Origin of the sequence: Bacillus swezeyi, from assembly GCF_001969815.1 — a bacterium.
Taxonomy (GTDB): Bacteria; Bacillota; Bacilli; order Bacillales; family Bacillaceae; genus Bacillus; species Bacillus swezeyi.
Genome location: NZ_MRBK01000019.1, coordinates 1 through 26,469 on the forward strand (window position 1 = coordinate 1; position 26,469 = coordinate 26,469).

The following is a 26,469-nucleotide window of genomic DNA, read 5'->3' on the forward strand; positions in this document are numbered from 1 at the left end:
ATGTTGAAACAAAGATATTATCAGATATTGAGAAACAATTAAAAAACATCGATCAAATTGATATTAATGAATTTGATACATTACAGGAAATATACAAGGATGAAATATCAGATAAGTTAAAAGGAACTTGGAAGGGCTATAGGAATGAACCTGATAAACTGGAACAAAAAATAGGAGATTTTATAGAAAGATATCAAGAGATCATGAACTATTTAATAACTTCTAACTTTGAAGTGTGTCTTGTTTTAGATAACTTAGATCAACAACCTGGTGATATACAAGAAAGAGCAAGTTTTTATTGTTTTGCAAAAAGTAAAAATTTAAATTTGACAACTATACTTTCTCTTAGAGATGAAACTTATTGGGCTATGAAATCAAAACCTCCTATGGATGCCTATGGAAACATTACTTCATATCAGATAGTTCCACCAAGTATTAAAGACGTATTGGTAAAACGAATTCAGTTTGTAAAAGAGGTTCTTGGAGAAGATGATGTCACATTTGATAATGGCGGCAAAGCAGTTACCCTTAAATATAAAGATCTCCTGAATTTATTATCAGACACTCTCAAGACAGAAGAAGCTGAAGATTTATTAAAATATCTCTCGAGTGGAAATGTTAGATACGCTCTCGAGATTTTCAGTGATATTGTAACTTCGGGTCATAGTAATCTTTTTCAAATATTAAATTATAAGTATGAAGATACTCAAGAATCAAAAATAGTTCCTTTTGATAAACTTGTCAAAAGCGTTGGTCTTTCAATAGGTGAGAATTATAATTCTAAGAATTCAAAACTAATTAATCTATTTGAGAATTATTCTTTTGATGGATTTGGAAGTCATTTTATTAATTTTAGAATTTTTGACATTCTCAAAGAACATTCAAATGAATCATTTAAATTTGGTGTTTCGGAAGGTTTTGTACCTCTTGATTTTATTCGCAAGAAATTAACTGTTTATTGTAATGATATTAATAATTTAAGACGGCTATTAGCACCAATGCTTGAACGTCATATTATTGAAAGTGACATTGGCTCCAGGAAAATGGGGGAAGATAATTATCTCGATAATATCGGTTATGTTAGGCTAGCTCCTTCAGCTCAATATCATTTAGATAAGTTAATAAGTAATCATCAATATTTAGAGATGATATTATATGATACAAAGATTCAAGATGAGAATGTTTTTAATATGATATTTAGAAATTATAAATTTCATATTGAAAAACAAAATGATTTTATGGATAAATGGAAGGCAAGGATTGAAAATGTGGAGCTCTTCCTGAACTATCTAAAAATGAAAGAAGAAGAGGACTTTAAATATTTAGATAGAGAAAATATTTATAAATATAGAAAAATAATGCCGGAGTTAATAAGAGATTATAAAGAAGTTTCGAAAGCTAAAATTTTAAGTCGGATTAATAAAAGTGCAAAACAAAAAATCGAAATATAAAATTAAAAATTAATTAAGTAGGGTTAGTCTCAAAATTAGCCCCCTGGAATAAGTTATCTAGCTAATAAACCGCGTTACATTAACATTGATTAAACGCTAGATTACTCGATGACTTAGGCACCTCACTCCAGAATAGATTATTAAACGTCTTCTAAACGGAATTTAGGAGACGTTTTTTAAATGCAGGTATTTCGCATCAAGCACCGGCCTTTTTACTTTGTTCTGGTTGCTTTCTAATTCGCGAAGCAGGCTGACATGCTCCGGCGGCATCATTGTCGTTGATTAAAAAAGTTTTTTGCCAACAATTCGCCAACAATTCAATTCATCAGGGTGTATTTAAAGTAATGCCATAAAAAAACAAACCCTTGATATACAAGGGTTTGTTGGTATGATTCCGACTGGGCTCGAACCAGCGACCTCTACCCTGTCAAGGTAGCGCTCTCCCAGCTGAGCTACGGAATCATGATATGTAACACTGGGTATTTATCTTACTGACAAGTTCTATTATATGCGGATTACATCATTTCGTCAACTGTTTTTTTGAACTTTTTTGTAGTTTTTTCTATGGAACTTGTTTAACGAGAGAATGCCGCTGTAGAGAAGAGAGAATTAGTGAAACATTTTACGATTACAGAGAAACTCAGTTAATTTCAGAAGATGAGATTAAACACTAAATCACTCACGTGTAATAAAGCGGCAGAGGGGAAGTTGGGAAGGTGCAAAAAATAAGTCCTACAGATTATTATAATAAATCAATCCTGTAGGGTATAAAATATACCAATATGCATCCGGAATTTTGGTTGAATCTTTCTTTGAAAGAAGAAGTCAGGTAATAATATAAAAATAATCTGAATTGCAAAAGAAGGCTCATGAGCAATCGTAAGTGATGTGAATGTATAGCCTAATATCCAAATCCAATTTTAAAGTTGATTAGTACATTGAAAAATTGATATAAAAAATGTTTCCATTTTAAAGTCTCTTATAGAGTATTTAACACTATAGATGAAAAGAAACTACGTCCGGTTCTTAAAATCGGCTGCTTGATAAGTAGGCTGCAAAATAACCAATGACTAACACCCATCCTCTTTTCTTTATTTTCAATTAATCCGTCATATGTATCTAGTCTCATGCATCAATTATCCACCTATAAAGATACTATACAAAAGATAAATAAGGAACAATATTCTGTACAAAAGCCAACAAAAACCCCCTCTCACCTGAGAGGGGCCTGTACCTTTTATGATTGCTTTTTTACGTACCAACAGGCAATTCTGCTGTCTCGTGAATATGAGACTGATTGGCCTGACTGCTGCCGGATACCGATAAGCCGCCTAGTACGAACGCCATGATTGTCATGCAAAGAACTAATTTTTTCATTAAATTCCCTCCAAACGTTTCATTTTGTTCTCAGCCTGAATCGCTTTTTTTGCAAATTCTAAGGCCTCCTGGTAATCTTCATTTTCTTCATAATGTTTGGATATAATGAGAGAAAGTTCAATTGCTCCATCCAAATCATTCCTCTCAATTAAATAATGAAGATATGATCGGCAGTTGTCAATGCTTTCCGATGTGTTTTTGGAATAAAGTTCATATACGATATTCAGCTTTGCCTCATATATTTTATTTTCTCTTCGCTTTAATTCTTTTAGGCCCTTTTGGTAATAGATATGAGCCTCGTCGTTTTTTCCGATCTTGAAAAGCTCTCTCGTTATCATATAGATCGAGTTGATCAAGTAGCCTGATGAGCACCAGCTTTCATTTGACAAAGGCTTTCTCAGGGCATTTATACAATCATGGGGTCTGTCGGCAACAGAATAGACAATGCTTACATTATGATACAGCATCACTTCAAGAAAATGGTCGTTCAGCTCTTTTGATATGCTGATTGCGCGGTCATAATAAGCTTCCGCATCATTATAGCGCCCCATATGCATATAGTTTGTCGCCATGACAACCATTGAAATGGCCAGTTTTTTCTCATAGCCTTTATGCCCTTTATAAATGTTAATGGCTTGGTTTATGTAGTTGAGAGAAACAACGCTTTGCCGCAATGACATATATAAAGAGGCCACTTTTGAGTAAAATTCAGCTGCTTCAATTTCATCCGGTATTTTGGACAGCTTCTTCTCTGCTACTTTATATAGACTGATGGCACGCTCAAAATTTTTGTTATACGACTCATACATGGCTTCAAAAAAGTAGAAATAAAAATCGATCATATGATCAGTTTGCCTAGCGTATTCCAGGCTGTCATCGTTAAAGCGCGAACGGTACGGCAATCTTTCTCCTTTAATATCGTACAGCATCATTTTGTATCTTTCTTCAAGCAGAGAAAAATACAATAGTACATTCTGATTTTCCTCCATCCCATCAAACATTGACTTCGCTTGATGAAAGAGCTTAGTCGCCTGATCTGCCTCCTGTTTTTTGATGGCGAGATGAAGTTCATTTAATATGCCGGCAACGATTTCTGAAGCAACCTTGCTCATGAGGACTCCCCTCTTTCTTAAAAAATTCAGAATAATATTTACATCATTTTAACATAACAGAAATCAATTTGATTGAAAAAATAATCTTTGCGTCATCCCGCAAAATGGTTAATGACCATTGAAACACTGTCTGCAGCTTTTCTCTTGATCTCTAGGACACGGTTGTAAACAAATTCTCCAAGATCTCTAAAACATGACAACAAAATATATACTGATGAAAAAGAGAATCAAAATGAGAAATGGCCGCTTTTTATTTTCGATATCGAGAAGACATTTCAGAACAAAAAAATGATCAACGAGATCATTAAAATACAATCAATGCTTTTTAGGGAAGTGGGTATAGAGGCTGTCATTTCAAATGTCCTTTATTCAGACGGGGAATCCAATTTGCAATGCGCTTCTTATTCAATGTATCGGCAGGTTCTAAATTGATATGAACTTAGGATATCAGTTTTCTGATTATTTAATTTCATACAGTAAACATTTCGAATCCTAATTTTCACCACGTGATAATGTGATTAATGTTAATTGTTTTGAATTTTTAAAAAAATAATTGAAAAAATAACCTTTTATGTGTAAAATAACTATTGTAAAATTATCTCAAGGGAGGAAAAATATATGGGTGTAGTGGCGAATTATTGTAGAAATTCTAAGGTTCCTGGATTGAAGTCAAAAGCTGAGGCTTTAGCGGTTAGAACACAGGAATCACTCGTAGAGGTCTATCTTGGGACCATCGAGTTTGATAGAGTTGGAGAATATTATTTTGCTGGAGACAAGGTGAAGGCGATTGCTGCGATTAAAGAAGGATTTAAAAAATTAAAACATGCAAGAGACCTTCTGGTCGAAGTTCAACACAGAGAACTCGAAATGCATCCTCACAACACGAAAAAATTAGAAACAAAGTATGAAGAAATGATGTATGATGAGAAAGAAATAGAAGAAGTCTTTAGAATCAGAGTCCGTGGGATTCAAAATGTAATTCAGTGCATTGATCATTTAACATATGTTAATGCGGAAGAAAAGGCCGTTGAAGCTCTGGAAAACAATGATTTTAACTCACTGTATAACTCTGTTTCTAATTCGGCAAGAGAGTTAATCATTGCTGCTCTTCAGCATAATATGACAGTAATTCAACAATCTAAATATACACATGAGACCTCTGATGTAATTAAAATGCTTTTCCCTGAAGAAGCAAAAACTATAGCCAATTAAAATTACTTAAGAGACTATCGATAGATAGTCTCTATTCTTGAAGTGGGGGAAAACATTTGAAGAATTCATGGATATTTAAAGGTGATTTTTTTAAGTTATGGTCAGGAACTTTTTTATCTTTATTAAGTTCTACACTTTTTTATTATTCTTTGATTTGGTGGTCCTTAAATGAAACAGACAGCGCTTTAAGTGGCAGCCTAATTATTGGGCTTGGCATGGGCATATCAATAGCGCTTTCCCCAATAACGGGGTGGTTAGCAGACAGGTTCCATCGGGGAAGGATAATTGCTTTCTCCGATATGATGATTTCTGTTTTGTTCTTTATAATAGGACTTTTAGCGATCTTTAATTTTACATCTGTACTTCTATTGTTTTTTGCCCGAGCGTTAATTTCAATCGGTTTGGCTGCCATTCAACCAGCTTCCAGATCGCTTATCTCTGATACTGTTGAAAAAGACTTAATTGAGAAAGGTGTAGCATTTCAAGAAGTATTGAATCAAGTTACACAAGTAATAGTTCCAATTCTAACTGGTATTTTGTTCACTTTTCTTCCATTTGGTTATGTATGGTTTTTATGTGGCTGCTTAACCTTCATCTCGATCTTTTTGGAGTTCTTTATTAAAGATAGGCGAGGCAGCCAAAAGGAGGTAACATTTAGCAGAAAAGAATTATTCACTGGTTTCATAAACCTTTTTAATAATAAACCTTTAAGAAATCTATTGTACGGTACAAGTATACAGCAGCTTTTATTTAGCGGTTTTCCGATTTATATAGCCATTTGGACTTCTTTATTGATCAAAGACAAAGAGTGGGTTGGCGGGGTATTTCAATCAATATGGGGAATGGGAACACTTTTAGCAGCAATAACTCTGTCTTTTTTAGCAAAGCAAGAACATTTAAAAATTGTAGCCCCGGCATTAATGATAATTTTTGGTTTATTACTTGCCCCTTTAGGATGGATTAAAAATGTTTTTATTGGTTTAACCCTATTTGTAATCACAGGGGCTATAAGCGGAATCGTAAATATTTACCTTGAAGGTTTCTTACAAAGAGTTACCGAAGGAAGTGATCGAGGAAGATCTCTGGGGGCGTTTTTTGCTGTGAACAGCTCTTTAATGCCTTTAGGATATGCTTTAGCAGGAATGATATCAGAGATTATAGATGAAAATTTTCTGTTTTTGATAGTAGCTCTCCCAACCCCCTTAGTTTCATTTTTTATTTTTAGGTCTGTCCAAATTTGGGAAGGAAAAGTTAAAAAAAGCTATGAAACAGAAAAAGCCCCTCCATTATAAATACAATATAATGCTTAAGGTAGCAATCTCATAAAATCGTGGTCATTAATAGAAATCTACGTAGATTCTGGGATTCAAAAAATACACTAGTTGCAAAACCTTTAATTTAAAAGTGGTTTTAATTTATTTAAATACATAAAAGTGCAGTGATGAAAATTTTTGCTCTCCACTGTTTTTTTATTATTGCAAACGGATTAGTGGGTGGAATTCGATTTTTAATTCTTCCGCATGGAGCAAAAATTGAAGCAAAAAAATAGGTAGATGATTTAAGAATATTTTTTCTTAAGTGACCTTCTATGATAACTATATGAGAGAAGAATAGTTTCAATGTTTTTTTAGTTTGATGTTTTAATATGCAGAAATTTACTTGGTACAAGTTATTAGGAGAGAGTCAATAGTCTAGTACATCACACTTGCATTTCCAAAAGTAGTTTGACTGTGTGTTTCTGGATGCCTGTGAGATCAGAATAGGCGACAACTGTTTGATTGGGCCTGGCGTCCATATTTATACGGCAGTACATCCGCTGGATCCTGCTGAAAGAATAAGCGGAGTAGGTAGCCACCGGCCAAAATGTATGGATTGGCGGAAGGGCCATTATTAATCCGGGTGTAACGAGCGGCGACAAAGCGGTTATTGCTTTCGGAGCGGTTGTGACAAAAGACGTGCTTTGTCGGCGGGAATCCTGCAAGAATCATAAAGCGGATTGATATAAAATAAGATTCGCTATGAAAAACACCGATTTGTTTTCAAAGCAATCGGGCTGCAAAAAGAGCCTTTTATATACACTTCTATTGGTTCATTGCCATGCCGGAAACCAATGACCGTACCTTGAAGAATTAGAAGAACATATCCGTTCGCAAAGTGATAAAAGCAGCACGAAGAAATCAATAATTGAAGCCTGATAAAAGATAATCGCCGGTATTGATCCCGATTCGCTCGATTTCATTGACAAAGGAGTGAATCGGGTTCAAGCACGTTTGCAAGAATCACGGCTATTCGACCGTCTTGCGCCTGGATTCATTCCAGCGAAGAGCCAGGCCCATGAAAAAAGCGCTCACTCCTGCAATACCGCCCATAAACATTTCGTTGGAGTGAAGGTATAGAACAGCCCCATTGGCTACTCCGACGAGGAGTGCAGTTAAAAAAGAGACATTTAACTTTTTTAACATCCAAAGAAACGCAAAATATTCAATTAAAGCTAAAAGCGGAATATAAGAAAATAGGATGAAGGCGTATGGAATGGTGTCGAGCCATTCGTGAAAAGCGCCGCGACGGTAAAGATTTAAATACAAGAGAATCAAGAAAAGGAAATGGCAAATCGCAAATCCAACTACAATATCTTTGAAAATTTTCATAGAAAGCCCCTTCATTCGTTTTTGGCCATTTTACATTGACCTTCAACGTTTATAAAGATCAAAATCGGAATGTTTACCCTCTGAAAAATAACCACTCCTTCTATTTTTTGTCGAAAAAATTTTCTGGAAATCGCGATGAACGGCGCGGTATTATGAATCTAACTTAAACGATTAAATGCGGTGATACTGATGGTAACGATGAAGGAGATAGCGGAAAAAGCAAATGTTTCAGTTGCAACCGTTTCTTACGTTTTAAATGAAAACGGCAATATCAGCGAAGAAACGAAAAAAAGAGTATGGGAAGTCGTAAAAGAATTAAATTACCGCCCTAATCATATCGCAAAAAGCTTAAAAATGCAGAAAACAAATACGATTGGTGTCATTGTTGAAGATGTCACCGTATTCAATGCCCCAAAGATTATTGATGGAATAAACGAAAACGCGGAAAAGTTCGGCTTATCGATTATTTTAACAAATATGCGATTAGAAAAACTGGTGGGAAATCATCCGACAGATCCCGAAAAATGCAGACCTTTAGTGAAGAAGATTATGGACGAATTGATCAGCAAACAGGTGGACGGCATCATTTATATCGGCTTGCATCCGAGAGACGTGACCGCGATTATTCCGGATGTTGACATCCCGATTGTTTTTGTTTATTGCTACACAACGAATGCTCATCAACACTCGATTATATATGATGATCAGCTGGCGGCATATGAAGCGACCAATTATTTGATTTCAAAGGGGCACGAAAGAATAGCGCTCATCAGCGGTCATATTGACTCAAAGTCAGCGCATTCAAGATATTCGGGCTACTACCAATCCATCAAGGAGCACCAGCTCGCCTTTTATCCGGGATATATCAAAACAGGAGACTGGTACTTTGATTCCGGCTATACGCTGGCGAAAGACCTGCTGCAGCATGACAATATTCCAACCGCCATACTGGCGATGAATGATCAAATGGCAGTAGGGGCCATCAAAGCATGCAATGATTTAGGGTTCAAAGTTCCGGCTGATATTTCAATTATTGGGTTTGATAACCGTGAATTCAGCGAATATTCTTCACCTAAACTGACGACGATAAGCCTGCCTTTGCAGGAAATGGGCTTTTTATCGATTCAAGCGATTCAAGATTTGATCAGCGGCTCTTCAAAAACTGGCGGCAAGCTGACTTGTGAATTGATTGAAAGAGAATCTGTCTGCACACCTAAATCGATGAAGATTTAGGCGGCAGCATATGTTGAAGTTAAACGTTTAAACCGGAATCTTTTAAATTCGATCAGCGGCTCGAATTTATTGGATAAACAGCGGGAAAGGAGGAGAAAGGGCATAATGTAAGCGTTGTCAACGGGGAGAAAAGGCAATAACCAACAAAAAAGGAGTGTGAATTGATGAGAAAGCTTCATGTCTTAACGGCATTCTTCTTCATTGTTTCACTCATGTTAACTGCCTGCAGTCAATCGTCCCATACACCTGAAGCAGATGGCAAGGCTGTCACGCTGAAGCTGATGGGATGGGAAGCAAGCCCCTTGGAAACGGAATCTGTAAGAAAAGGTTTAAAAGCATTCATGGAGAAAAATCCGACTATCAAAGTCGAATACACACCGATTCCAAACGCCCAGTACAGTTCAAAGCTATTAACGATGCTGGCTGGGGATGCAGCCCCTGACGTCTTTTTCTTAGGTTCGGAAGATTATCGTGCATTTCAAAAGAAAAACGTGCTGTTGGATTTAACCGGCTATTTTCACAAGGAATATTCGCTGCAAGATTTTATCCCCTCATCGGCACAGATTATGGATATCGATGGAACGATTGCTGGCGTAAGCAGCTGTACAGTTTCTCCGGTTTTATTCTACAACAAGTACTTGTTTAAAAAAGCTGGCGTCCCCCTGCCGCCGAACAATCCAGATGATGCATGGACATGGGAAGAGTTTGTCGATGCAGCTCAAAAGCTTACCGTCAAAAATGGCGGTAAAACCGAGCAATACGGCGCTTTTGGATTTGAAAACAACTACATGACAATGGCGGAGTATTTCTCAAATGGGGGCAGCCCGTTTGCTGATGATTTTAAAACCGCGGCTTATCAAACTCGGGAGATTCAAGAAGTATTGCAGTCCGTTCTCGACTTGCGGGAAAAGGACGGAGCCGCTCCTGAAGCAAGCGTTTTAGAGAAGATTGGGATGAGGCCGTCGCAAATGCTGCAGACAGGGAAGGTTGCGATGCTTGCAGAGGGATCTTGGGCGCTTCAAGAACTGTCGAGTATGGGATTTCCTGTTGGTGTCGCTCCGCTGCCGAAGTTTAAAGAGCCGTTCACTCACGGGCAGGCACATTTACATGCTGCTTCAGGGAAAACAAAGCATCCCGAAGAAGCGTGGAAGCTTATCTCGTTCTTATCTTCGGAAGAATATCAGCTCGATTTAGTAAGAGAAGGATTATGGATGCCGAACAGACAGTCGCTTTATACACCGGAAGGGATGAAAAAATGGTATAACCCTGATGTACACCCGGAAGGTTTTAAGGAAATGGCGGCCTTTTTTAGAGATGCCAAACCATACCCGAATGCCATGGTTTCAAATAATAAAGTCGGTTCCATTATCACCGAAGAATTAGACCAGTTTTATTATGACGGAAAGCCAGTGGATGAGGTGACAGAAAATATCGACCGGCGCACAGCAGAAGAACTGGCAAAATCGTGAGAACGGGGGTGATAAAACGATGAGCAGACTTGAGGGAAAAGCTGGCTTTGAAAATCAGCGTGCCGACGGCCTAAAGCACGGGCCGCCCCCGCATCTGAAGCCTCGGGAAAGCCGTTTGACAAGGCTGTTTTCCAAGGACAGTACTTGGGCGTTCATCATGCTGCTGCCAAACCTTGCCGGATTCGCTGTATTTACATGTTGGCCGGTCGTCGCCTCTTTTTTTCTCAGCTTCACAAAATGGGATCTTCTGCAGCCGATTCAATTCGTCGGACTGCAAAATTATATGGACTTGTTCAGTGATGAAACGTTTATCAAAGTGTTTTGGAATACGCTGTATTTTACGGCCGTATCAGTCCCGATCGGCATCGCATTGTCACTTTTGCTGGCGATTGCTTTAAACCAGGGATTGAGGGGGATGAAGTTTTACCGAGCCGCTTACTTTCTGCCTGTCGTTTCCTCGATGGTCGCTGTCGCAGTGATTTGGCAGTGGATCTACAATCCGGAATACGGCCTGCTGAACTTTTTATTAAGCTTGATAGGGATTTCAGGGCCAAACTGGCTGACGAGTACGACTTGGGCCATGCCGGCTGTGATTTTGACGAGCATCTGGAAAGGATTGGGCTTCAACATGCTCATCTTTCTGGCAGGACTGCAAGGTATTCCCGAACACTATTATGAAGCGGCCGAAATGGATGGAGCCAATTGGCTTCAAAAGTTTTGGCGCATTACCGTTCCGCTTCTTTCACCGACGACCTTCTTCGTCACCGTAATGGCGGTTATCAATTCATTTCAAGTATTCGATTCGGTTTACCTTATGACACAAGGCGGACCTGCCAGATCCACATCAGTCATGGTGCATTATATTTATGAAAATGCTTTCCAATTTTTCCGTATGGGCTATGCCAGCGCCATGTCTTACGTCCTGTTCTTTGTCATTGCGCTGATCACTTTGGTCCAATTTTGGCGGCAAAAAAATCATTCATTCTATTAAAAGGAGAGGTCAATGGCTATGAAAAAGCCGCATGCCCGCCGTCTCTTTGCCCATCTGCTGCTTTCCCTCGGAGCGCTGACCATGATTTTTCCGTTTATATGGATGATCAGCACCTCCTTTAAAGACGTGGGAGAAGTGTTTGTTTTCCCGCCGACACTGTTTGGCGAGAAGCTTCAATGGGAGAATTACTTGAGGATTTCCGACCGTTTTCCGTTTGGACAGTTTTTCTTCAATAGTTTAAAAGTGACGCTGATCGTTGTCGCCGCACAATTGATCACAAGCTCATTAGCCGGGTATGTGTTTGCGCGGCTGACATTTAAATATAGAGATCTGCTATTTGGGCTGTATTTAGCAACCATGATGGTGCCCGGACAAGTGACTATGATTCCCAACTTTATTTTAATGAAGTTTTATGGATTGGTAGATACACATGCGGCATTAATTTTGCCCGGGATTGTGTCCGCATTCGGCACATTCCTGCTGCGTCAATTCTTTTTGGCCATTCCAAAGGCGCTTGAAGATGCAGCAAGAATTGACGGCTGCACCCCTTTCGGCATCTATTGGCGGATCTTTCTGCCGTTGTCAAAGCCGGCGCTGGCGACATTGGGCGTATTTATTTTCATGGGGGTGTGGAATGACTTCCTCGGACCGCTGGTGTTTATCAATTCCTTGGAAAAGATGACCCTTCCTTTAGGATTGGCGGCGATGCAGGGGATGTACTCGACCGATTGGCCTGTGTTAATGGCCGGGACGGTCTTAAGCTTGCTGCCGGTGATCGTCATATTTTTGTTGGCGCAGGATTTCTTCATCCGCGGCGTCACACTGTCAGGGTTAAAAGAATAGAGGGGATCGTGTGAACATCCTTGATCATAGAAAAGGGAGGGATCGAGATGACAATTCAGCAAAAAGGCTATCAAAAGGTAAAGATCACGGACAGGTTTTGGAGCAAGCGGTTAGAGGTGATCCATGATCACGTGATTCCCTATCAATGGGCCGCATTAAACGATCGTCTAGAGGATGCAGAACCGAGTCATGCGATTGAAAATTTCAGAATCGCGGCAGGTGAAGCAGAGGGAGAATATCACGGCATGGTGTTTCAGGACAGTGATGTCGCCAAATGGCTGGAAGCGGCAGCTTACAGCTTGGAGCATCATCCAAATCCCGAATTGGAAAAAACAGCTGATGAAGTCATTGCACTGCTGCAAAAAGCGCAAGGCGAAGATGGCTATTTAAATACGTATTATATGCTGAAAGAACCGAATCAGCGCTGGACGAATCTTCGCGACAACCATGAACTCTATTGTGCAGGCCACTTGATTGAAGCGGCGGTTGCTTATTATCAAGCAACCGGAAAAAGAGCGTTTTTAGATTTGATGTCTAAATATGCCGATTACATTGACACTGTTTTCGGTCCTGAAGAAGGGAAGCTGAAGGGCTATGACGGCCATCAGGAGATCGAGCTTGCGCTTCTTAAATTATACGATGTGACAGGAAATGATAAATATTTAAACTTGAGTCGATATTTTATCGATGAGCGCGGAAAACAGCCGCATTTTTTTGACATCGAGAAGAAGAAGAGGCAGGAATCTTCACCGTTCTTTTTTCATGATGGCTATGCCTATCATCAAGCCCATCTGCCGGTACGAGATCAAAAAGAGGCCGTCGGCCATGCCGTGCGTGCTGTGTATATGTATACAGCCATGGCTGATCTCGCAGCAAAGACAAATGATGAAACCTTAAAAAAGGCATGTGAAGCATTATGGGAAAATGTCACACAAAAACAAATGTATTTAACGGGCGGAATCGGTTCCATGGCATTCGGAGAGGCGTTTTCATTTCAATATGACCTGCCAAACGATGTTTCTTACACAGAAACATGTGCATCGATCGGCTTGGTGTTCTGGGCAAAACAAATGCTGGAACTGGCGGCTGATCATAAATATGCAGATGTCATGGAAAAAGCTTTATACAACGGAACGATCAGCGGGATGGATTTGGACGGGAAAAAATTCTTTTATGTCAATCCGCTGGAGGTGCAGCCTGAGGCATGTGAAAAACGGAATGACCAAAAGCATGTCAAAGCGGTGAGACAAACGTGGTTCGGCTGTGCATGCTGTCCGCCCAACCTCGCCAGACTTATTTCGTCCATCGGTCATTACATTTATTCTCAAAAAGAAAGAGAGCTGTTTGTCCACTTATATATGGGGCATGAAACAAATGTGCAGCTTGCCGGGTGCAGGGTGCAACTTGCCCAAGAGACGAACTATCCGTGGGATGGCGACGTCACAATGACGGTATCTCCTGAAAAAGCATATGAATTCACGGTAGCTCTCCGCATTCCGGGATGGTCGAGACATGCTGTTTTAAAGGTGAATGGCGAAGTTGTTGACCATTTTCCCATTATGAAAAATGGGTATGTGTATATCACACGTACATGGGAAGATCAGGACAAAATTGAATTATCGATTCAAATGACGATCGAACAAATCAAAGCAAATCCGCTGGTCCGCCATAATGTCGGAAAGGCGGCGCTTCAGCGCGGACCGCTTGTGTATTGCTTAGAAGAAGCCGATAACGGCGGGCAATTGCAAAATATTTTATTGCCTAGGAAGGCAGAGCTGAAAGCGGAGTATGACGAGGATTTGCTTGAGGGGGTCGTCGTTATTTCAGGAAAAGCGGAACGAATCGACGAGAAAGATTGGGGAGGAAGCCTGTATCGGACGGCTGAGATCCAAACAAGTCCAGCAGACATCAAAGCCGTTCCTTATTATGCATGGTGCAACCGTGAGCCGGGTGAAATGCGAGTATGGATCAACCAGTCGCGATAATGCGGCAAGAAAGGCTCCCGCTGCAGGGAGCCTTATTATCCTTTGATGATAAACGCCATTATAAAAGTGTCTACAATCATGACGGAAAACAGCAGACAAAAATAAAGAAGCGAATACGCAAACATGCCTTTAGACCATTTGACATCATGATCTGTTTTAAATCCTTGGCAGCTTTTATAAATCCAGGTAAAACCGAGGATTAATGCGGAAATAAAATAGAGCGGGCTCAGATGGTCAAGGCCGACATAAAAGTATAATAAAAGTGTGACAGGCACAAGGAGAATGATGTATCTGATCATGCTCAATTTCGTCAAATGATTCCCTTTAACAACCGGCAAAAGGGGCACTCCTGCGGCACGGTATTCTTCCTTGCGGGTAATACCGATCGCCCAAAAGTGCGGCGGCTGCCATAAAAACATAATGGCATATAAAACGAGAGCAGTCATATCAACATGTCCCGCAGCGGCGCAGTACCCCATGATCGGCGGCGATGCTCCAGGAAAACTTCCGACAAAAGTGCTCCATACCGAAGACCTTTTAAACCAAACCGTATAGATCACCGCATACAAAATAAAAGCGGCAAATCCGAGAAGGGCTGTCAAAATGTTCACCGTCAATAATATCGCGAGTCCTGCGGCTCCCAACAAGGTGCCGCATGCCAAGATCGAGCGGGGGGACATTTTTCCCGCGGCAGATGCACGGCTCTTCGTGCGCTCCATTTTTGCATCTATATGCCTGTCAAAGTAATTGTTGTACACGGTCCCTGCAGCCATGACAAGCGCCGTTCCGGCCAGCGCCGAGACCATGGTAACAAAAAATGCGGCCCCTGTTAATATTCTTTCTGAACTGATATAGGCGATCCAAAACCCGCCGAATGCAGCGATCGAGTTGGATATGATAATGCCGGGTTTCACCAAATTGATATAATCTTTCATTGCAGCCATGCCGTCCTCCTGTTTTTTCAATAGATCTTATACCGTTAACATGAAAGCGTCACCAAATCTGTTCATACGAAACACTGCCTATAGGCATAAATTCAACATCAGTTGCCGTTTCCCTGCTCGATTTATGTGTGGAAGACTACATTGTCTGCCTGAGGATATATTGCGGCTGCGGGGTTTATCAAGAGGAAGCAGAAGTTTAAAATATCCGCGGAAGATATCGCCTTCCGCGGACTTCTATGCTACCGGTTAACCGTAATATTATTAATAATCATCTCGCCTAGGGTATTCCGGTAAGAAAAGATTGCCTTTCCAGGTCTGACGGCTTTTACATATACGCGGTCTGAGGTGATTCTGACCGTAATGGCGCTGCCGCTGTAAGACACGTTCGTAATGCCGACATATTGATCTTCCTGTCCCACCCTCATCGGCCTGTTGATGACGACGGCCTGCGGGGCGAAAATCCCTTGAACAGAATGATTTGCCGCTTTAGGCAATTCCTGGGCTTGTGCCTGCAGCGGGTTACCTGAAATTGCGAAAATGCCGGTGAATAAAAATGAAGCAACTAAACCTTTCGTTAACAACTTCATAAGATCATCCCTTTTCTGTTTGATAATTCCAGGATATGGGGTGTTGTGGCGCCAGTCAATTGATGATGTCCATCATTCACATAATGTACAAACCAAAAAAGATATTAATGTGAAGAGGCAGGAATTGTCAGTTCTGTACAATAATCATTTCGGGTTGGTTCGTTTATTCAGTGCATTGATAAATGTCTTAACATTTTTCTTATCCTGCATGATGGGAGAGTAAATATATGAAAGCGTCCTGTTGAAGGTTTGATTTTTCAGCCGGATGACTGAAAGGTTGCCGTGCTGTACATCTCTTTCGATGACGCTTTGCGACAAGAGAGAAAGCCCGATGCCTGTCATCAGCGTTTCTTTGATTCCTTGATTGCTGCTTATCGTAAGAAACGACTTTACTTTTAAACCGTTTGAACGGATCACATGGTTCAGGTATTCGCGCGTCCCTGATCCGACTTCCCGCGTCACCCATGTTTGATTTTGGAGGTCGGCCATTTCGACTTCTTTTCTCCCGGCAAGCGGATGGTCGCTTGAAGCAGTGATGAATAATTCGTCCTGTATAAAGGGGTGAACCGAAAGCTCCTTCTCATTGGTCTGCCCCTCAATTAAGCCGATATCCACTTTGTACAGGCGGACAGACTGTACGATTTCTTCCGTATTTCCGATGACAGCCTGAAGCTCAAGCTCCGGATATTCTTTTTGCAGATCAAAAAGCAGTGCCGGCAGTATATACTCTCCGATCGTAAAGCTTGCACCGATTTTCAGTTCGCCTTTGATGGAATTGTGGTGGTCAAGAATATCCTGTCTTGTTTGTTCATAAATCGTAATCATTTGTTTGGCACGGTCATATAAAATTTCACCTGTCGGGGTGATTTTTAAATATTTCGGAGAGCGCTCAAATAATTTCGTCTGGAATTCTTTTTCCAGATTTTTGATATGCATGCTAACGCTTGGCTGTGACATCAGGAGAAGCTCTGCCGTTTTTGTAAAGTTTTTAACTTCCGCAAGAGTGACAAATGTTTTTAGCGCATCATAATACAAAACAATCCCGCCTTATTATTAAAGATCTTAATAGCAGTAATAATTAATATATATTTTACTAATGTTGAGTATTCCAGTAAACTTTAAATTAGAATCTTTTTTAGGAAATGTATAGTTTGAAGCAAAATGACGCTACATTTGGGCAAAAGGGAAGTGAGGATTGAGCGCTTTCAGTACTTCTAAAAAGTACAAACCTCTATCAAACGCAAATATTTTGCGTATTTAAAACCGATTTGATTTATCGGAATAGTGGATATATGATAGATGTAATCCTTTTCCGTTTCAAAAAAGTCATCATTTTTTATTCCTTAGTGAGGTGGATATCGTTGCAACTTCAAGTAATGAACAGTCCTTTTAATCAGGAGCAGGCAGAGCTCCTCAACCGCCTTCTGCCAACCTTGACAGCATCACAAAAAGCCTGGCTGAGCGGTTATTTGGCGGCTTCACAGTCAACCGATGCAGCGGCGGCGCTAGAAACGCTTCCGGCTGAAGCCCCGGCCGCAAATACAGCGCAGCCTGTTTCAAAAGAAGTGACCATTCTGTACGGATCACAGACAGGCAATGCCCAGGGGATTGCGGAAAATGCGGGCAAATCTCTTGAAGGACGCGGTTTTCAAGTCACCGTCTCTTCAATGAGCGGCTTTAAGCCAAATCAATTGAAAAAACTGAAAAATCTGTTGATTGTCGTTAGTACACACGGGGAAGGCGAGCCGCCTGACAACGCGCTGTCATTCCACGAATTTCTTCATGGCAGACGGGCTCCGAAGCTTGATGATCTCCGCTTTTCCGTATTGGCGCTTGGAGACAGTTCATACGAGTTTTTCTGCAAGACCGGCAAAGAATTCGATCAGCGGCTGGCCGAACTCGGAGGCACAAGGCTTTATCAGCGTGTTGATTGTGATCTTGACTATGATGAGCCGGCGGCAGAATGGCTTGAAGGCGTCTTTGGCGGCTTAAGTGAAGCCAAGGGCCAAGCTGAAAGCACAGCACCTGCTCAGACAGCGGCACCTCAAGCAGGGGAAGCGGTTTACTCTAGAAAAAATCCGTTTCGAGCCGAAGTTCTGGAAAATTTGAATTTAAACGGACGCGGATCCAATAAAGAAACGCGCCATCTTGAATTATTGCTTGAAGGGTCAGGCCTCACATATGAGCCCGGCGACGCGCTCGGCATTTATCCGGAAAATGACCCGGCACTTGTCGACATGCTTTTTGAGGAACTGAAATGGGACCCAAATGAAACCGTCACCGTTGACAAACAGGGGGAAAGCCTCCCGCTCAAAGAAGCGTTGACTTCTTATTTTGAGATTACGATATTAACGAAGAAATTTATTCAGCAGGCGGCTGAACTTTTAGAAAATGAAAAGCTGCGCGAGCTTGCCGCATCAGAACATGCAGACAAATTAAAAGCGTATATCGATGGCCGTGATCTGCTTGATTTCGTCCGCGATTTCGGACCGATCAGCACAACTCCGCAGGCATTTGTTTCGATTTTGCGGAAAATGCCGCCGCGTTTATATTCGATCGCAAGCAGCTTAACGGCGAATCCTGATGAAGTGCATCTGACGATCGGCGCGGTCCGCTACAATACGCACGGCAGAGACCGAAAAGGGGTCTGCTCGATTTTATGTGCAGAACGCCTACAGCCTGGCGATACACTGCCGGTTTTCATTCAGCCGAACAAAAACTTTAAGCTGCCTGAGCATCCGGATACGCCGATCATCATGGTTGGCCCTGGCACAGGAGTCGCACCATTCCGTTCCTTTATGCAGGAGCGCGAAGAATCCGGAGTGGCGGGAAAATCGTGGATGTTCTTCGGCGATCAGCATTTCGTCACCGATTTCTTATATCAGACAGAATGGCAAAAGTGGCTGAATGATGGAGTGCTGACGAAAATGGATGTCGCATTTTCGCGCGATACGGAAGAAAAAGTATATGTGCAGCACCGCATGCTTGAACACAGCAAAGAACTGTTTGAATGGCTTCAAGAAGGGGCGGTATTCTACATTTGCGGTGATAAGAACAACATGGCTAAAGACGTTCACAGCGCATTGCTCGACATTATCGAAAAAGAAGGCGGCGTGAGCCGCGAAGAAGCGGAAGCGTATCTCGCCGAGATGAAAAAGCAAAAACGTTATCAGCGTGATGTATACTGATTTTGATTGAAAGGGGTTTTTTCAACATGGGGAACGAAATATTAAAAGCACCGGAAGGCCCTCCAAGCGATGTAGAGCGCATTAAGGAAGAAAGCAACTATTTGCGCGGCACATTGAAGGAATCGATGCTTGAGTCAATCAGCGCCGGAATTTCCGATGATGACAACCGGCTGATGAAACACCATGGCAGCTATTTGCAGGATGACCGGGACCTCCGCAATGAACGCCAAAAACAAAAGCTTGAGCCCGCCTATCAGTTCATGCTGCGCGTCCGGATGCCGGGCGGTGTGGCGACGCCTGAGCAATGGCTTGTCATGGATGAGCTTGCCCGCGAGTACGGCAACGGGACATTGAAGCTGACGACAAGGGAAACCTTTCAAATGCATGGCATTTTAAAATGGAACATGAAAAAAACGATCCAGAAAATCCATTCGGCTCTTTTGGATACGATTGCGGCATGCGGTGACGTCAACCGTAATGTGATGTGCGCCTCAAATCCATATCAATCCGAGATCCATGCCGAGGTGTATGAATGGTCAAAAAAATTGAGTAATGATTTGCTGCCGCGTACACGTGCGTATCACGAAATTTGGCTTGATGAAGAAAAAGTCGCCGGCACACCCGAGACGGAAGAAGTCGAACCAATGTATGGACCGCTTTATTTGCCGCGGAAATTCAAAATCGGAATTGCCGTTCCTCCGTCAAATGATATTGACGTTTTTTCACAGGATCTTGGCTTTATCGCGATCGTTGAAGACGGCAAATTGATCGGCTTCAACGTGGCCATCGGCGGCGGCATGGGCATGACCCACGGAGACAAAGCGACATATCCTCAGCTTGCCAAAGTGATCGGCTTTTGCAAGCCTGAACAAATGTATGATATCGCCGAAAAAACGATTACGATTCAGCGTGATTACGGAAACCGTTCCGTCCGCAAAAATGCCCGCTTCAAGTACACCGTTGACCGCCTTGGTTTGGAAACGGTCAAAAACGAGCTGGAAAACCGCCTCGGCTGGAGCCTTGCTGAAGCAAAGCCGTATCATTTCGATCATAACGGCGATCACTACGGCTGGGTGAAAGGCGTTAACGGAAAATGGCACTTTACTATGTTTATCGAAGGCGGCCGTGTCACCGATTATGATGACTACAAGCTGATGACCGGCTTGCGTGAAATCGCTAAAGTCCACACTGGCGATATCCGTCTGACTGCAAATCAAAACTTGATCATCGCCAATGTATCAAGTCAAAAGAAGAAAAAGATCTGCGAGCTGATCGAACAGTACGGTCTGACTGACGGCAAGCATTATACGGCTCTCCGCCGCAGCTCGATCGCGTGTGTCGCACTGCCGACGTGCGGACTGGCGATGGCTGAAGCGGAACGGTATTTGCCGACTCTGATAGACAAGATCGATGAAATCATTGAGGAAAACGGGCTGCAGAATGAAGAGATTACCATCCGTATGACAGGATGCCCAAACGGCTGCGCCCGCCATGCCCTCGGTGAAATCGGCTTTATCGGCAAAGCGCCGGGAAAATACAACATGTACCTCGGCGCCGCTTTCGACGGCAGCCGCCTAAGCAAAATGTACCGCGAAAACATCGGGGAAGAAGACATTTTAAGAGAACTTCGCACGATCCTTCCGCGCTATGCAAAAGAACGCGAGGAAGGCGAACATTTCGGCGACTTCGTCATCCGCGCCGGGATTATTAAAGAAACGACAGACGGTACGAATTTTCATAATTGATCAAACTTCATAAATGGTTCGGATATCATAAATCGCCTTAGCTTTCTAAGGCGATTTTGTTTTGTGAAAACCCCCAGCATGATATTGGCTCAAGACTTGAATGAACTCATGTGCCGCCGGTGTAACATCATCAAATGCATATGTAATGATACCGATATCGCGAGTGATTCGGGGGAAGATGTCCTTTTTGGCCAGACGATGGGATACAGATGAAAGGGTAAAGTTTGAAATAATGCCGATGCCCAGATTGTTTTTGACCATATTAATTAACGTTTCGGCATTTTGAACTGTTAAATTCTCTTTTAATTCAATATTGTATTGCTGAAATGTTTTTGACATGGCGATTTCATGCCCACCTTTACAAAAAATAATGTCATTTTGATATTTTTTCAGTTCAACATATTTTTCTTTTTTTAATTCATCATCATATGCTTCAGGAATGACGGCTACCATATAATCGCTGCACAATAATTGATGTTCAAACGGTTCAAAAGGAGATGCCGCGATTCCAAAGTCCACCGTTCGATTCCCTACCCATTCTTTTACTTGGGCGGACGTTCCCTCGATTAAATCGATTTGAATCAATGGATATTTAGATCTGAATAAAGCGATTGCCTGGGGCAGAATATTCGTTGATACAGCCGGAAACGAACCGATCGTCACTTTCCCGCTTAGAAGCTTGTTTTTCTGATAGGCCGCTTGAAATATTCTATTTTCGATACTTATCATTTGTCTGGCCAAGACCAAAATGTCCTTTCCCGCTTCGGTTAGCCATAATCCATTTTGTTTATGTCTCATAAATAATTGAATATTTAACGACTTTTCCAGGTTTTTAACCGCTTTGCTTACTGCAGGCTGAGATATAAACAATTCTTTGGATGCTTCAGTAAAATTCAACTTCTCTGCAACCTTTACAAATATGTGAAGGTTATTCATGTTCATAACCATTAAGTTATACCTCCGATAATTAAGATGTATTTCAGTTATATATAAAGATAGCATATGATAAAAATCAGAAATAGTTAAAAGAAAGGCGGCATAAAGATGTTTAAAGTTATTTTGGGGATCATTTCAGTCACTCTTATTTGGGGTTATACATGGGTGACGATGAAAATAGCAATCCATGACATCCCCCCTATTTTATTTTCAGCACTGCGCTTGTTCATCGGTGCGGCTCCTTTGTTTTTGATTCTCTTTATAAAAGGAAAAAAGCGTTCTATAGGAAAAGAGAATCTGAAAAATTATATGATCATGAGCCTATTGATGAGTCTAGGTTATATGGGAGTGTTAACATATGGCATGCAATTTGTCGATTCAGGAAAAACCTCTGTTTTGGTGTACACCATGCCGATTTTTGTTACTGTTATCAGTCATTTTAGATTAAACGAGAAAATCAATGTTTACAAAATGATTGGTTTACTATCCGGCCTTATCGGCCTTTTGTTTATTTTAGGAACAGAGATTCTTAATGTCGATAAAAACGTCATATTTGGAGAGCTATGTGTTCTTATGGCGGCGCTTAGCTGGGGTATAGCCAATGTTTTCAGCAAACTGAAATTTAAAAACATAGATATCATTCATATGAATGCTTGGCAGCTTATCATGGGAACGATCATGTTATTGATCTTTTCTCTCATTCTGGAACCATCCCATTCGATTCAGTGGTCAAATGAAGCGGTCTTATCTCTATTATTTAATGGTTTATTCTCCACGGCCTTTACGTTTGTCATTTGGTTTTGGATACTCAATCAAATAGAAGCGTCAAAAGCATCTATGGCTTTAATGTTTGTTCCTGTCTTAGGCCTCTTATTTGGCTGGCTGCAATTGCATGAGCGGATAACATTTAACATCATGCTTGGCGCATTAATGGTCTGCATTGGTATCTTTATGAATACTTACAGATTTAAAAAGATGTAAGAAAATCATGGGGAAGTTCAAGGTTATATATGGTAATATCAGATGGGGGTGAAGAAAAATGAAAATCGAACACATCGCAATTTGGACGAAACAATTAGAGGAAATGAAAGACTTCTACACTCACTATTTTCATGGGACGGCAAGTGAAAAATATATCAATCCGAAAAAGCAATTCGAATCATATTTCATTCAGTTTCAGTCAGGGACGCGGCTGGAGCTGATGAGACGACCGGACTTGGCGCCGGGAGAAGAGCCGGCAGAGGGCTATGCCCACATGGCGTTCTCTTTAGGTTCCCGCCAGCAGGTCGATGACATGACCCGCCGTTTTGAAGAGGAAGGCTTTCAGGTTGTTGGGAAGCCGCGCGTCACAGGGGACGGGTACTATGAAAGCGTCATCCGGGATCCGGACGGAAATCTTGTCGAACTGACCGTTTAACAGCCTGCAAGAAAAAAAGCCAATGTTTTTAGACATTGGCTTTTTTTAGAATGCAGCATCAAGCTGATTAATTTTCCATTTGTTATTTTCTTTAACAAACGTGATTTTTCTTTTTGCAGTGACTGATCCGTCTAATGCAGGTACAGCAAATTCGTATGTTCTTACATTGTCCTTTTTGGAGATCAGTTTCATTTTTGCCTGTTCCCATCCTAAGAGATTATCCCCATCACCGACAGGGACGGCCATTTTGCCTTTATAGGCGATGATATTGTATTTGTCGAATCCTTTTTTAATTGCATCTGTTGTGAAAATCGGCGTCAAGTAATCCGTTAATTTTGCCTTTGTACTGAATTCACTGCACATGTACGTATATGGAATGCCTCGGTATTCAAATGTTTTTGTCTGGCATGATGAGTTTTTAGCCTTAGGATTATGGCCGCTCATTGTATTCCAAAAATGTTCACGGGCCTGCAGTGTCATCGTCATCACCTGTTGATTCGTTAAATCCCCTGATGTTTGTTTTTTTGCAGCAATCGTCGTACCGATCGGTAAAATCAATAAAGCAGTCAACAAACAAACGATAAACTTTTTCAATGTTCTTCTCTCCTTCAATATATCTCTTATGTTACAAATGTTACAATAATTACGGTTATATTACAAGAAGTTTGCGAGAAAATTTTTCCTCCGCCTGTTTTGCTATATATGACGAAGAAAAAGCAAGCCGAGTTTTCGTTTCTTGAGAAAAATGACGGCCGTCAGCTTCTCATCAAAAATGAGAACCATCAGAAGTGTTCAAAAAGATTCAATGGATATCCTATAGATTCGTTTCCCTCTTTTTTTAATAAAAAAACATCAGTTGGAGCTGCCGGCTATCAATCAAAAGCAAACACAGTCACATGACGAAGATCAAGTCGATCACCCTATTTCTACATATTTAAAATAATGAAAACACCGAATTTTATATAAAATCAAACTTTTTCAGTAAAGAAACTGTAACGAAACTCATATCAATTTGTCATTGAGGTGACATTTTGCTGTGTTACGATTTTCCCTGTTAGTTTCAAAAGAGCTAACAAGGGAGGATTTAACTTATGAAGAAGACAATCATGTCCTTGGCTGCAGCCGCAGCTCTGTCAGCGACTGCATTCGGAGCGAATGCCTCAGCAAAAGAAATCGAAGTGGAAAAAGGGGATACGCTCTGGGGGATTTCCAAAGATCATGGGATGAACCTAAAGGACTTAAAAAAATGGAATCAGCTTTCTTCAGACCTTATTATTCCAGGTCAAAAGCTGAACATTTCTTCTCAAGAAGAAAAATCTGATGAGAAGCAGTACACCATCGAATCCGGAGACACGCTCTCAAAAATTGGCCAAACCTTTGGTGTAGCTGTCGATGATCTTAAAAAACGGAATAACATCAAATCAGATCTGATTTTTGCCGGAGAAACCATCGCAATAGACGGACAAGCTGCAGGTGTGACACCACCCGCAAAGCAAGAAGCCGTCCAAACTGAACAAACAGAAAAGCCGAAAAAAGAATTGACTGTGACGGCGACAGCATATACGGCAAATGACGGCGGCATCTCGGGTATCACGAAAACGGGAGTCGACCTTAATGCCAATCAAGATGCGAAAGTGATTGCGGTTGATCCAAGCGTCATTCCGCTCGGTTCGAAAGTATATGTAGAAGGCTATGGCGAAGCGACGGCAGAAGATACCGGAAGCGCCATTAACGGAAATAAAATAGACGTATTCATTCCAAATAAAAAAGACGCGCTGAATTGGGGCGTGAAAACCGTAAACGTCCAAATTTTAAACTAATATAACAAAGACGCAGGGGGCAATATGCCTCTCTGCGTCTTTGTTTTTGATCATAAAGGGCGGATGCTTACACCCCATGGTTTTCTTCATGGCTGTTGCTTTTCACGAGAAGAGAAAGAAAAAGCGCTACAGCCGCAAACCCGATGGCGACGAAATAAACCGTATGAACGCCGGCCGTCATTCCTTGCATTTGCAGTTCCTGTTTATTTGTTAAAGAGGAAAGCTCAATGTAACGGTTTGAAACGGTTGTCAGGATCGTTGTATATAAAGCGGGGCCGATTGCGCCCGATACTTGGTTGACCGTATTCATAATCGCCGATCCGTGCGGATATAAAGGTTTAGGCACTTGGTTTAAGCCGAGTGTCATGATCGGAGCCATCGTCAGCCCGACGCCGAGTGTGAACCCGGCATAAAGCATCATCCCTGCTGCCATTGAGGTATCGCTTGAAATGTTCGTAAACAGCCACAGCACGGCTATCACAATGATTAAACCGGTCATCAACAGCGGTTTAAAACCTAACTTATCAAAAAGGCGTCCTGCTACAAGAGACGTCATGGCCAATACTAAACCGCCCGGAAGCATTAGAAAGCCTGTATCTAAAGGTGATAGCTGGAGCGCCATCTGAAAGTACAGCGGCAAAATCAGCATCATCGAAAATTGCAGCATCATCACGATCCACATTAAGACGACTGCTGCAGAAAACACTTTTGATCGGAAAGGCCTCATATCAAGCATCGGCTCTTTCATTTTCAGCTGGCGGCGGACAAACAACATTAATCCGATGATGCCGGCAGCCAGTCCGATCATGACTTTCGGACTGCTCCAGCCTGCTTCTTCTCCGGCGTTGCTGAAGCCAAAAACAATTCCTCCAAATCCAATGGTAGATAATATGATGGACAAGATATCAATTTTCGGATTGGTCAGTTCGGTGACATTTTTTAATCTGAAAGCTGCATAAAAGATCATGAAGAGCGCAACCGGAAGCATCATAAAAAAGACGACACGCCATGAATAGTGCTCGACAATAAACCCTGAAATCACCGGCCCGATCGCAGGGGCAAATAAAATGACAAGGGTCAGCATCCCTGTTATCGTTCCGCGCTTTTGAGGGGGAACCAATGTCAAAATGACATTCATCACCAAAGGCAAAATAAGGCCTGTACCGGAACCCTGGATGATCCGGCCGGCGAGAACGAGAGGGAAAACAGGGGCTGTTCCTGCCAAAAGTGTTCCTGCTGTAAATAAAGACATTGCACAAAGAAACAGCTGCCTTGTCGTAAAACGCTGCATTAAAAATGCGGTAATCGGCACGGCGATGCCAATCATGAGCATATATCCGGTCGACAGCCACTGGGCTGTATTAGCGGATATACTGAAATCGTCGATGATCTTCGGCAATGCCACATTCATGACCGTTTCATTAATCAAAGCAAGGAAATTGCCGACGATTAAGATTGCGATAATCATAATGGAGCCTTTTTTTGTGTGTTCCATTTTATTTCCCACCCTT

Annotated in this window: 22 protein-coding genes, 1 tRNA gene and 2 pseudogenes; 14 read left to right on the forward strand and 11 right to left on the reverse strand. The window is 41.5% G+C overall.

From position 1 onward, the window contains the following. Positions 1-1,451, forward strand: a 1,451-nt coding sequence (locus tag BTA30_RS23190; protein ID WP_158027642.1) for a hypothetical protein, incomplete at its 5' end; no start/stop codon positions are given. Between the two features lie 195 nt (positions 1,452-1,646). Here BTA30_RS23190 and BTA30_RS23930 read toward each other — a convergent pair. The 4 genes and pseudogenes from BTA30_RS23930 to BTA30_RS15605 all read right to left on the reverse strand — a co-directional run. Further along, a pseudogene (locus BTA30_RS23930) lies at positions 1,647-1,724 on the reverse strand (YolD-like family protein); the annotation flags it as partial. Between the two features lie 116 nt (positions 1,725-1,840). Continuing rightward, positions 1,841-1,913: transfer RNA gene (locus BTA30_RS15600), tRNA-Val, on the reverse strand. 789 nt (positions 1,914-2,702) lie between these two features. After that, entirely contained in the window at positions 2,703-2,828 is a 126-nt protein-coding gene (locus tag BTA30_RS22905; protein WP_095999807.1) for a PhrK family phosphatase-inhibitory pheromone, read from the reverse strand. Continuing rightward, a complete protein-coding gene (locus BTA30_RS15605; protein WP_076762237.1) occupies positions 2,828-3,940 on the reverse strand; it encodes a Rap family tetratricopeptide repeat protein in 1,113 nt (370 codons plus the stop codon). Before BTA30_RS15605 ends, BTA30_RS22905 begins: the two co-directional genes overlap by 1 nt. Before the next feature lie 618 nt (positions 3,941-4,558). Between BTA30_RS15605 and BTA30_RS23935 the strand changes: the two genes are divergently transcribed. The 3 genes and pseudogenes from BTA30_RS23935 to BTA30_RS23075 form a co-directional block, all read left to right on the forward strand. Beyond that, entirely contained in the window at positions 4,559-5,152 is a 594-nt protein-coding gene (locus BTA30_RS23935; protein WP_239693665.1) for a hypothetical protein, read from the forward strand. Between the two features lie 56 nt (positions 5,153-5,208). Further along, positions 5,209-6,444, forward strand: coding sequence for an MFS transporter (locus BTA30_RS15615; protein ID WP_076762238.1), 1,236 nt, complete (start codon positions 5,209-5,211; stop codon positions 6,442-6,444). Positions 6,445-6,875: 431 nt separating this feature from the next. Beyond that, positions 6,876-7,162 (forward strand): annotated as a pseudogene (locus tag BTA30_RS23075) (DapH/DapD/GlmU-related protein); the annotation flags it as partial. A 275-nt stretch (positions 7,163-7,437) separates the two neighbouring features. On the opposite strand, the gene BTA30_RS15625 reads toward BTA30_RS23075, so the two are convergent. Then, positions 7,438-7,800, reverse strand: coding sequence for a hypothetical protein (locus tag BTA30_RS15625; protein WP_076762239.1), 363 nt, complete (start codon positions 7,798-7,800; stop codon positions 7,438-7,440). A gap of 189 nt (positions 7,801-7,989) precedes the next feature. On the opposite strand from BTA30_RS15625, the gene BTA30_RS15630 reads away from it, so the two are divergent. The 5 genes from BTA30_RS15630 to BTA30_RS15650 all read left to right on the forward strand — a co-directional run bounded on the left by BTA30_RS15630 (position 7,990) and on the right by BTA30_RS15650 (position 14,321). Beyond that, entirely contained in the window at positions 7,990-9,033 is a 1,044-nt protein-coding gene (locus tag BTA30_RS15630; protein ID WP_076762240.1) for a LacI family DNA-binding transcriptional regulator, read from the forward strand. Between the two features lie 164 nt (positions 9,034-9,197). Then, positions 9,198-10,502: an ABC transporter substrate-binding protein gene (locus tag BTA30_RS15635; protein WP_076762241.1), complete on the forward strand. Its 1,305-nt coding sequence runs from the start codon at positions 9,198-9,200 to the stop codon at positions 10,500-10,502. 157 nt (positions 10,503-10,659) lie between these two features. Then, complete coding sequence (locus BTA30_RS15640; protein WP_076762359.1) at positions 10,660-11,493, forward strand: carbohydrate ABC transporter permease; 834 nt, start codon at positions 10,660-10,662, stop codon at positions 11,491-11,493. A gap of 12 nt (positions 11,494-11,505) precedes the next feature. Next, positions 11,506-12,336 (forward strand): carbohydrate ABC transporter permease, encoded by an 831-nt coding sequence (locus BTA30_RS15645; protein WP_239693666.1) that lies wholly within the window; start codon positions 11,506-11,508, stop codon positions 12,334-12,336. Positions 12,337-12,383: 47 nt separating this feature from the next. Beyond that, positions 12,384-14,321 carry a glycoside hydrolase family 127 protein gene (locus tag BTA30_RS15650; RefSeq protein WP_076762242.1) on the forward strand — a complete coding sequence of 646 codons (1,938 nt, stop codon included), beginning with the start codon at positions 12,384-12,386 and terminating at the stop codon, positions 14,319-14,321. Positions 14,322-14,356: 35 nt separating this feature from the next. On the opposite strand, the gene cyoE is transcribed toward BTA30_RS15650, so the two are convergent. The 3 genes from cyoE to BTA30_RS15665 all read right to left on the reverse strand — a co-directional run bounded on the left by cyoE (position 14,357) and on the right by BTA30_RS15665 (position 16,887). After that, on the reverse strand, positions 14,357-15,265 hold the full coding sequence (cyoE, locus tag BTA30_RS15655; protein ID WP_076762243.1) for a heme o synthase: 909 nt from the start codon (positions 15,263-15,265) through the stop codon (positions 14,357-14,359). Between the two features lie 239 nt (positions 15,266-15,504). Then, entirely contained in the window at positions 15,505-15,852 is a 348-nt protein-coding gene (locus BTA30_RS15660; RefSeq protein WP_192855978.1) for a hypothetical protein, read from the reverse strand. Positions 15,853-15,996: 144 nt separating this feature from the next. Further along, the gene (locus BTA30_RS15665; protein WP_076762244.1) at positions 15,997-16,887 is read right to left on the reverse strand and encodes a LysR family transcriptional regulator; all 891 of its coding nucleotides are present in this window, start codon (positions 16,885-16,887) and stop codon (positions 15,997-15,999) included. A 326-nt stretch (positions 16,888-17,213) separates the two neighbouring features. Between BTA30_RS15665 and BTA30_RS15670 the strand changes: the two genes are divergently transcribed. Both BTA30_RS15670 and cysI read left to right on the forward strand, forming a co-directional pair. Next, the gene (locus BTA30_RS15670; protein ID WP_076762245.1) at positions 17,214-19,040 is read left to right on the forward strand and encodes an assimilatory sulfite reductase (NADPH) flavoprotein subunit; all 1,827 of its coding nucleotides are present in this window, start codon (positions 17,214-17,216) and stop codon (positions 19,038-19,040) included. Between the two features lie 26 nt (positions 19,041-19,066). Continuing rightward, positions 19,067-20,785: an assimilatory sulfite reductase (NADPH) hemoprotein subunit gene (gene cysI / locus BTA30_RS15675; protein WP_076762246.1), complete on the forward strand. Its 1,719-nt coding sequence runs from the start codon at positions 19,067-19,069 to the stop codon at positions 20,783-20,785. Between the two features lie 45 nt (positions 20,786-20,830). On the opposite strand, the gene BTA30_RS15680 is transcribed toward cysI, so the two are convergent. After that, the gene (locus tag BTA30_RS15680) at positions 20,831-21,733 is read right to left on the reverse strand and encodes a LysR family transcriptional regulator (RefSeq protein ID WP_076762247.1); all 903 of its coding nucleotides are present in this window, start codon (positions 21,731-21,733) and stop codon (positions 20,831-20,833) included. Between the two features lie 96 nt (positions 21,734-21,829). Between BTA30_RS15680 and BTA30_RS15685 the strand changes: the two genes are divergently transcribed. Further along, positions 21,830-22,702: a DMT family transporter gene (locus BTA30_RS15685; protein WP_076762248.1), complete on the forward strand. Its 873-nt coding sequence runs from the start codon at positions 21,830-21,832 to the stop codon at positions 22,700-22,702. Positions 22,703-22,760: 58 nt separating this feature from the next. Beyond that, positions 22,761-23,138, forward strand: coding sequence for a VOC family protein (locus BTA30_RS15690; RefSeq protein ID WP_076762249.1), 378 nt, complete (start codon positions 22,761-22,763; stop codon positions 23,136-23,138). A 45-nt stretch (positions 23,139-23,183) separates the two neighbouring features. Here the strand turns inward: BTA30_RS15690 and BTA30_RS15695 are convergent, their stop codons facing one another. Further along, entirely contained in the window at positions 23,184-23,732 is a 549-nt protein-coding gene (locus BTA30_RS15695; RefSeq protein WP_076762250.1) for a DL-endopeptidase inhibitor IseA, read from the reverse strand. 497 nt (positions 23,733-24,229) lie between these two features. On the opposite strand from BTA30_RS15695, the gene BTA30_RS15705 reads away from it, so the two are divergent. Next, positions 24,230-24,958 carry a LysM peptidoglycan-binding and 3D domain-containing protein gene (locus BTA30_RS15705; protein WP_076762252.1) on the forward strand — a complete coding sequence of 243 codons (729 nt, stop codon included), beginning with the start codon at positions 24,230-24,232 and terminating at the stop codon, positions 24,956-24,958. A 67-nt stretch (positions 24,959-25,025) separates the two neighbouring features. Here BTA30_RS15705 and BTA30_RS15710 read toward each other — a convergent pair whose 3' ends face one another. After that, a complete protein-coding gene (locus BTA30_RS15710; protein WP_076762253.1) occupies positions 25,026-26,453 on the reverse strand; it encodes an MDR family MFS transporter in 1,428 nt (475 codons plus the stop codon). Positions 26,454-26,469 lie beyond the last annotated feature (16 nt).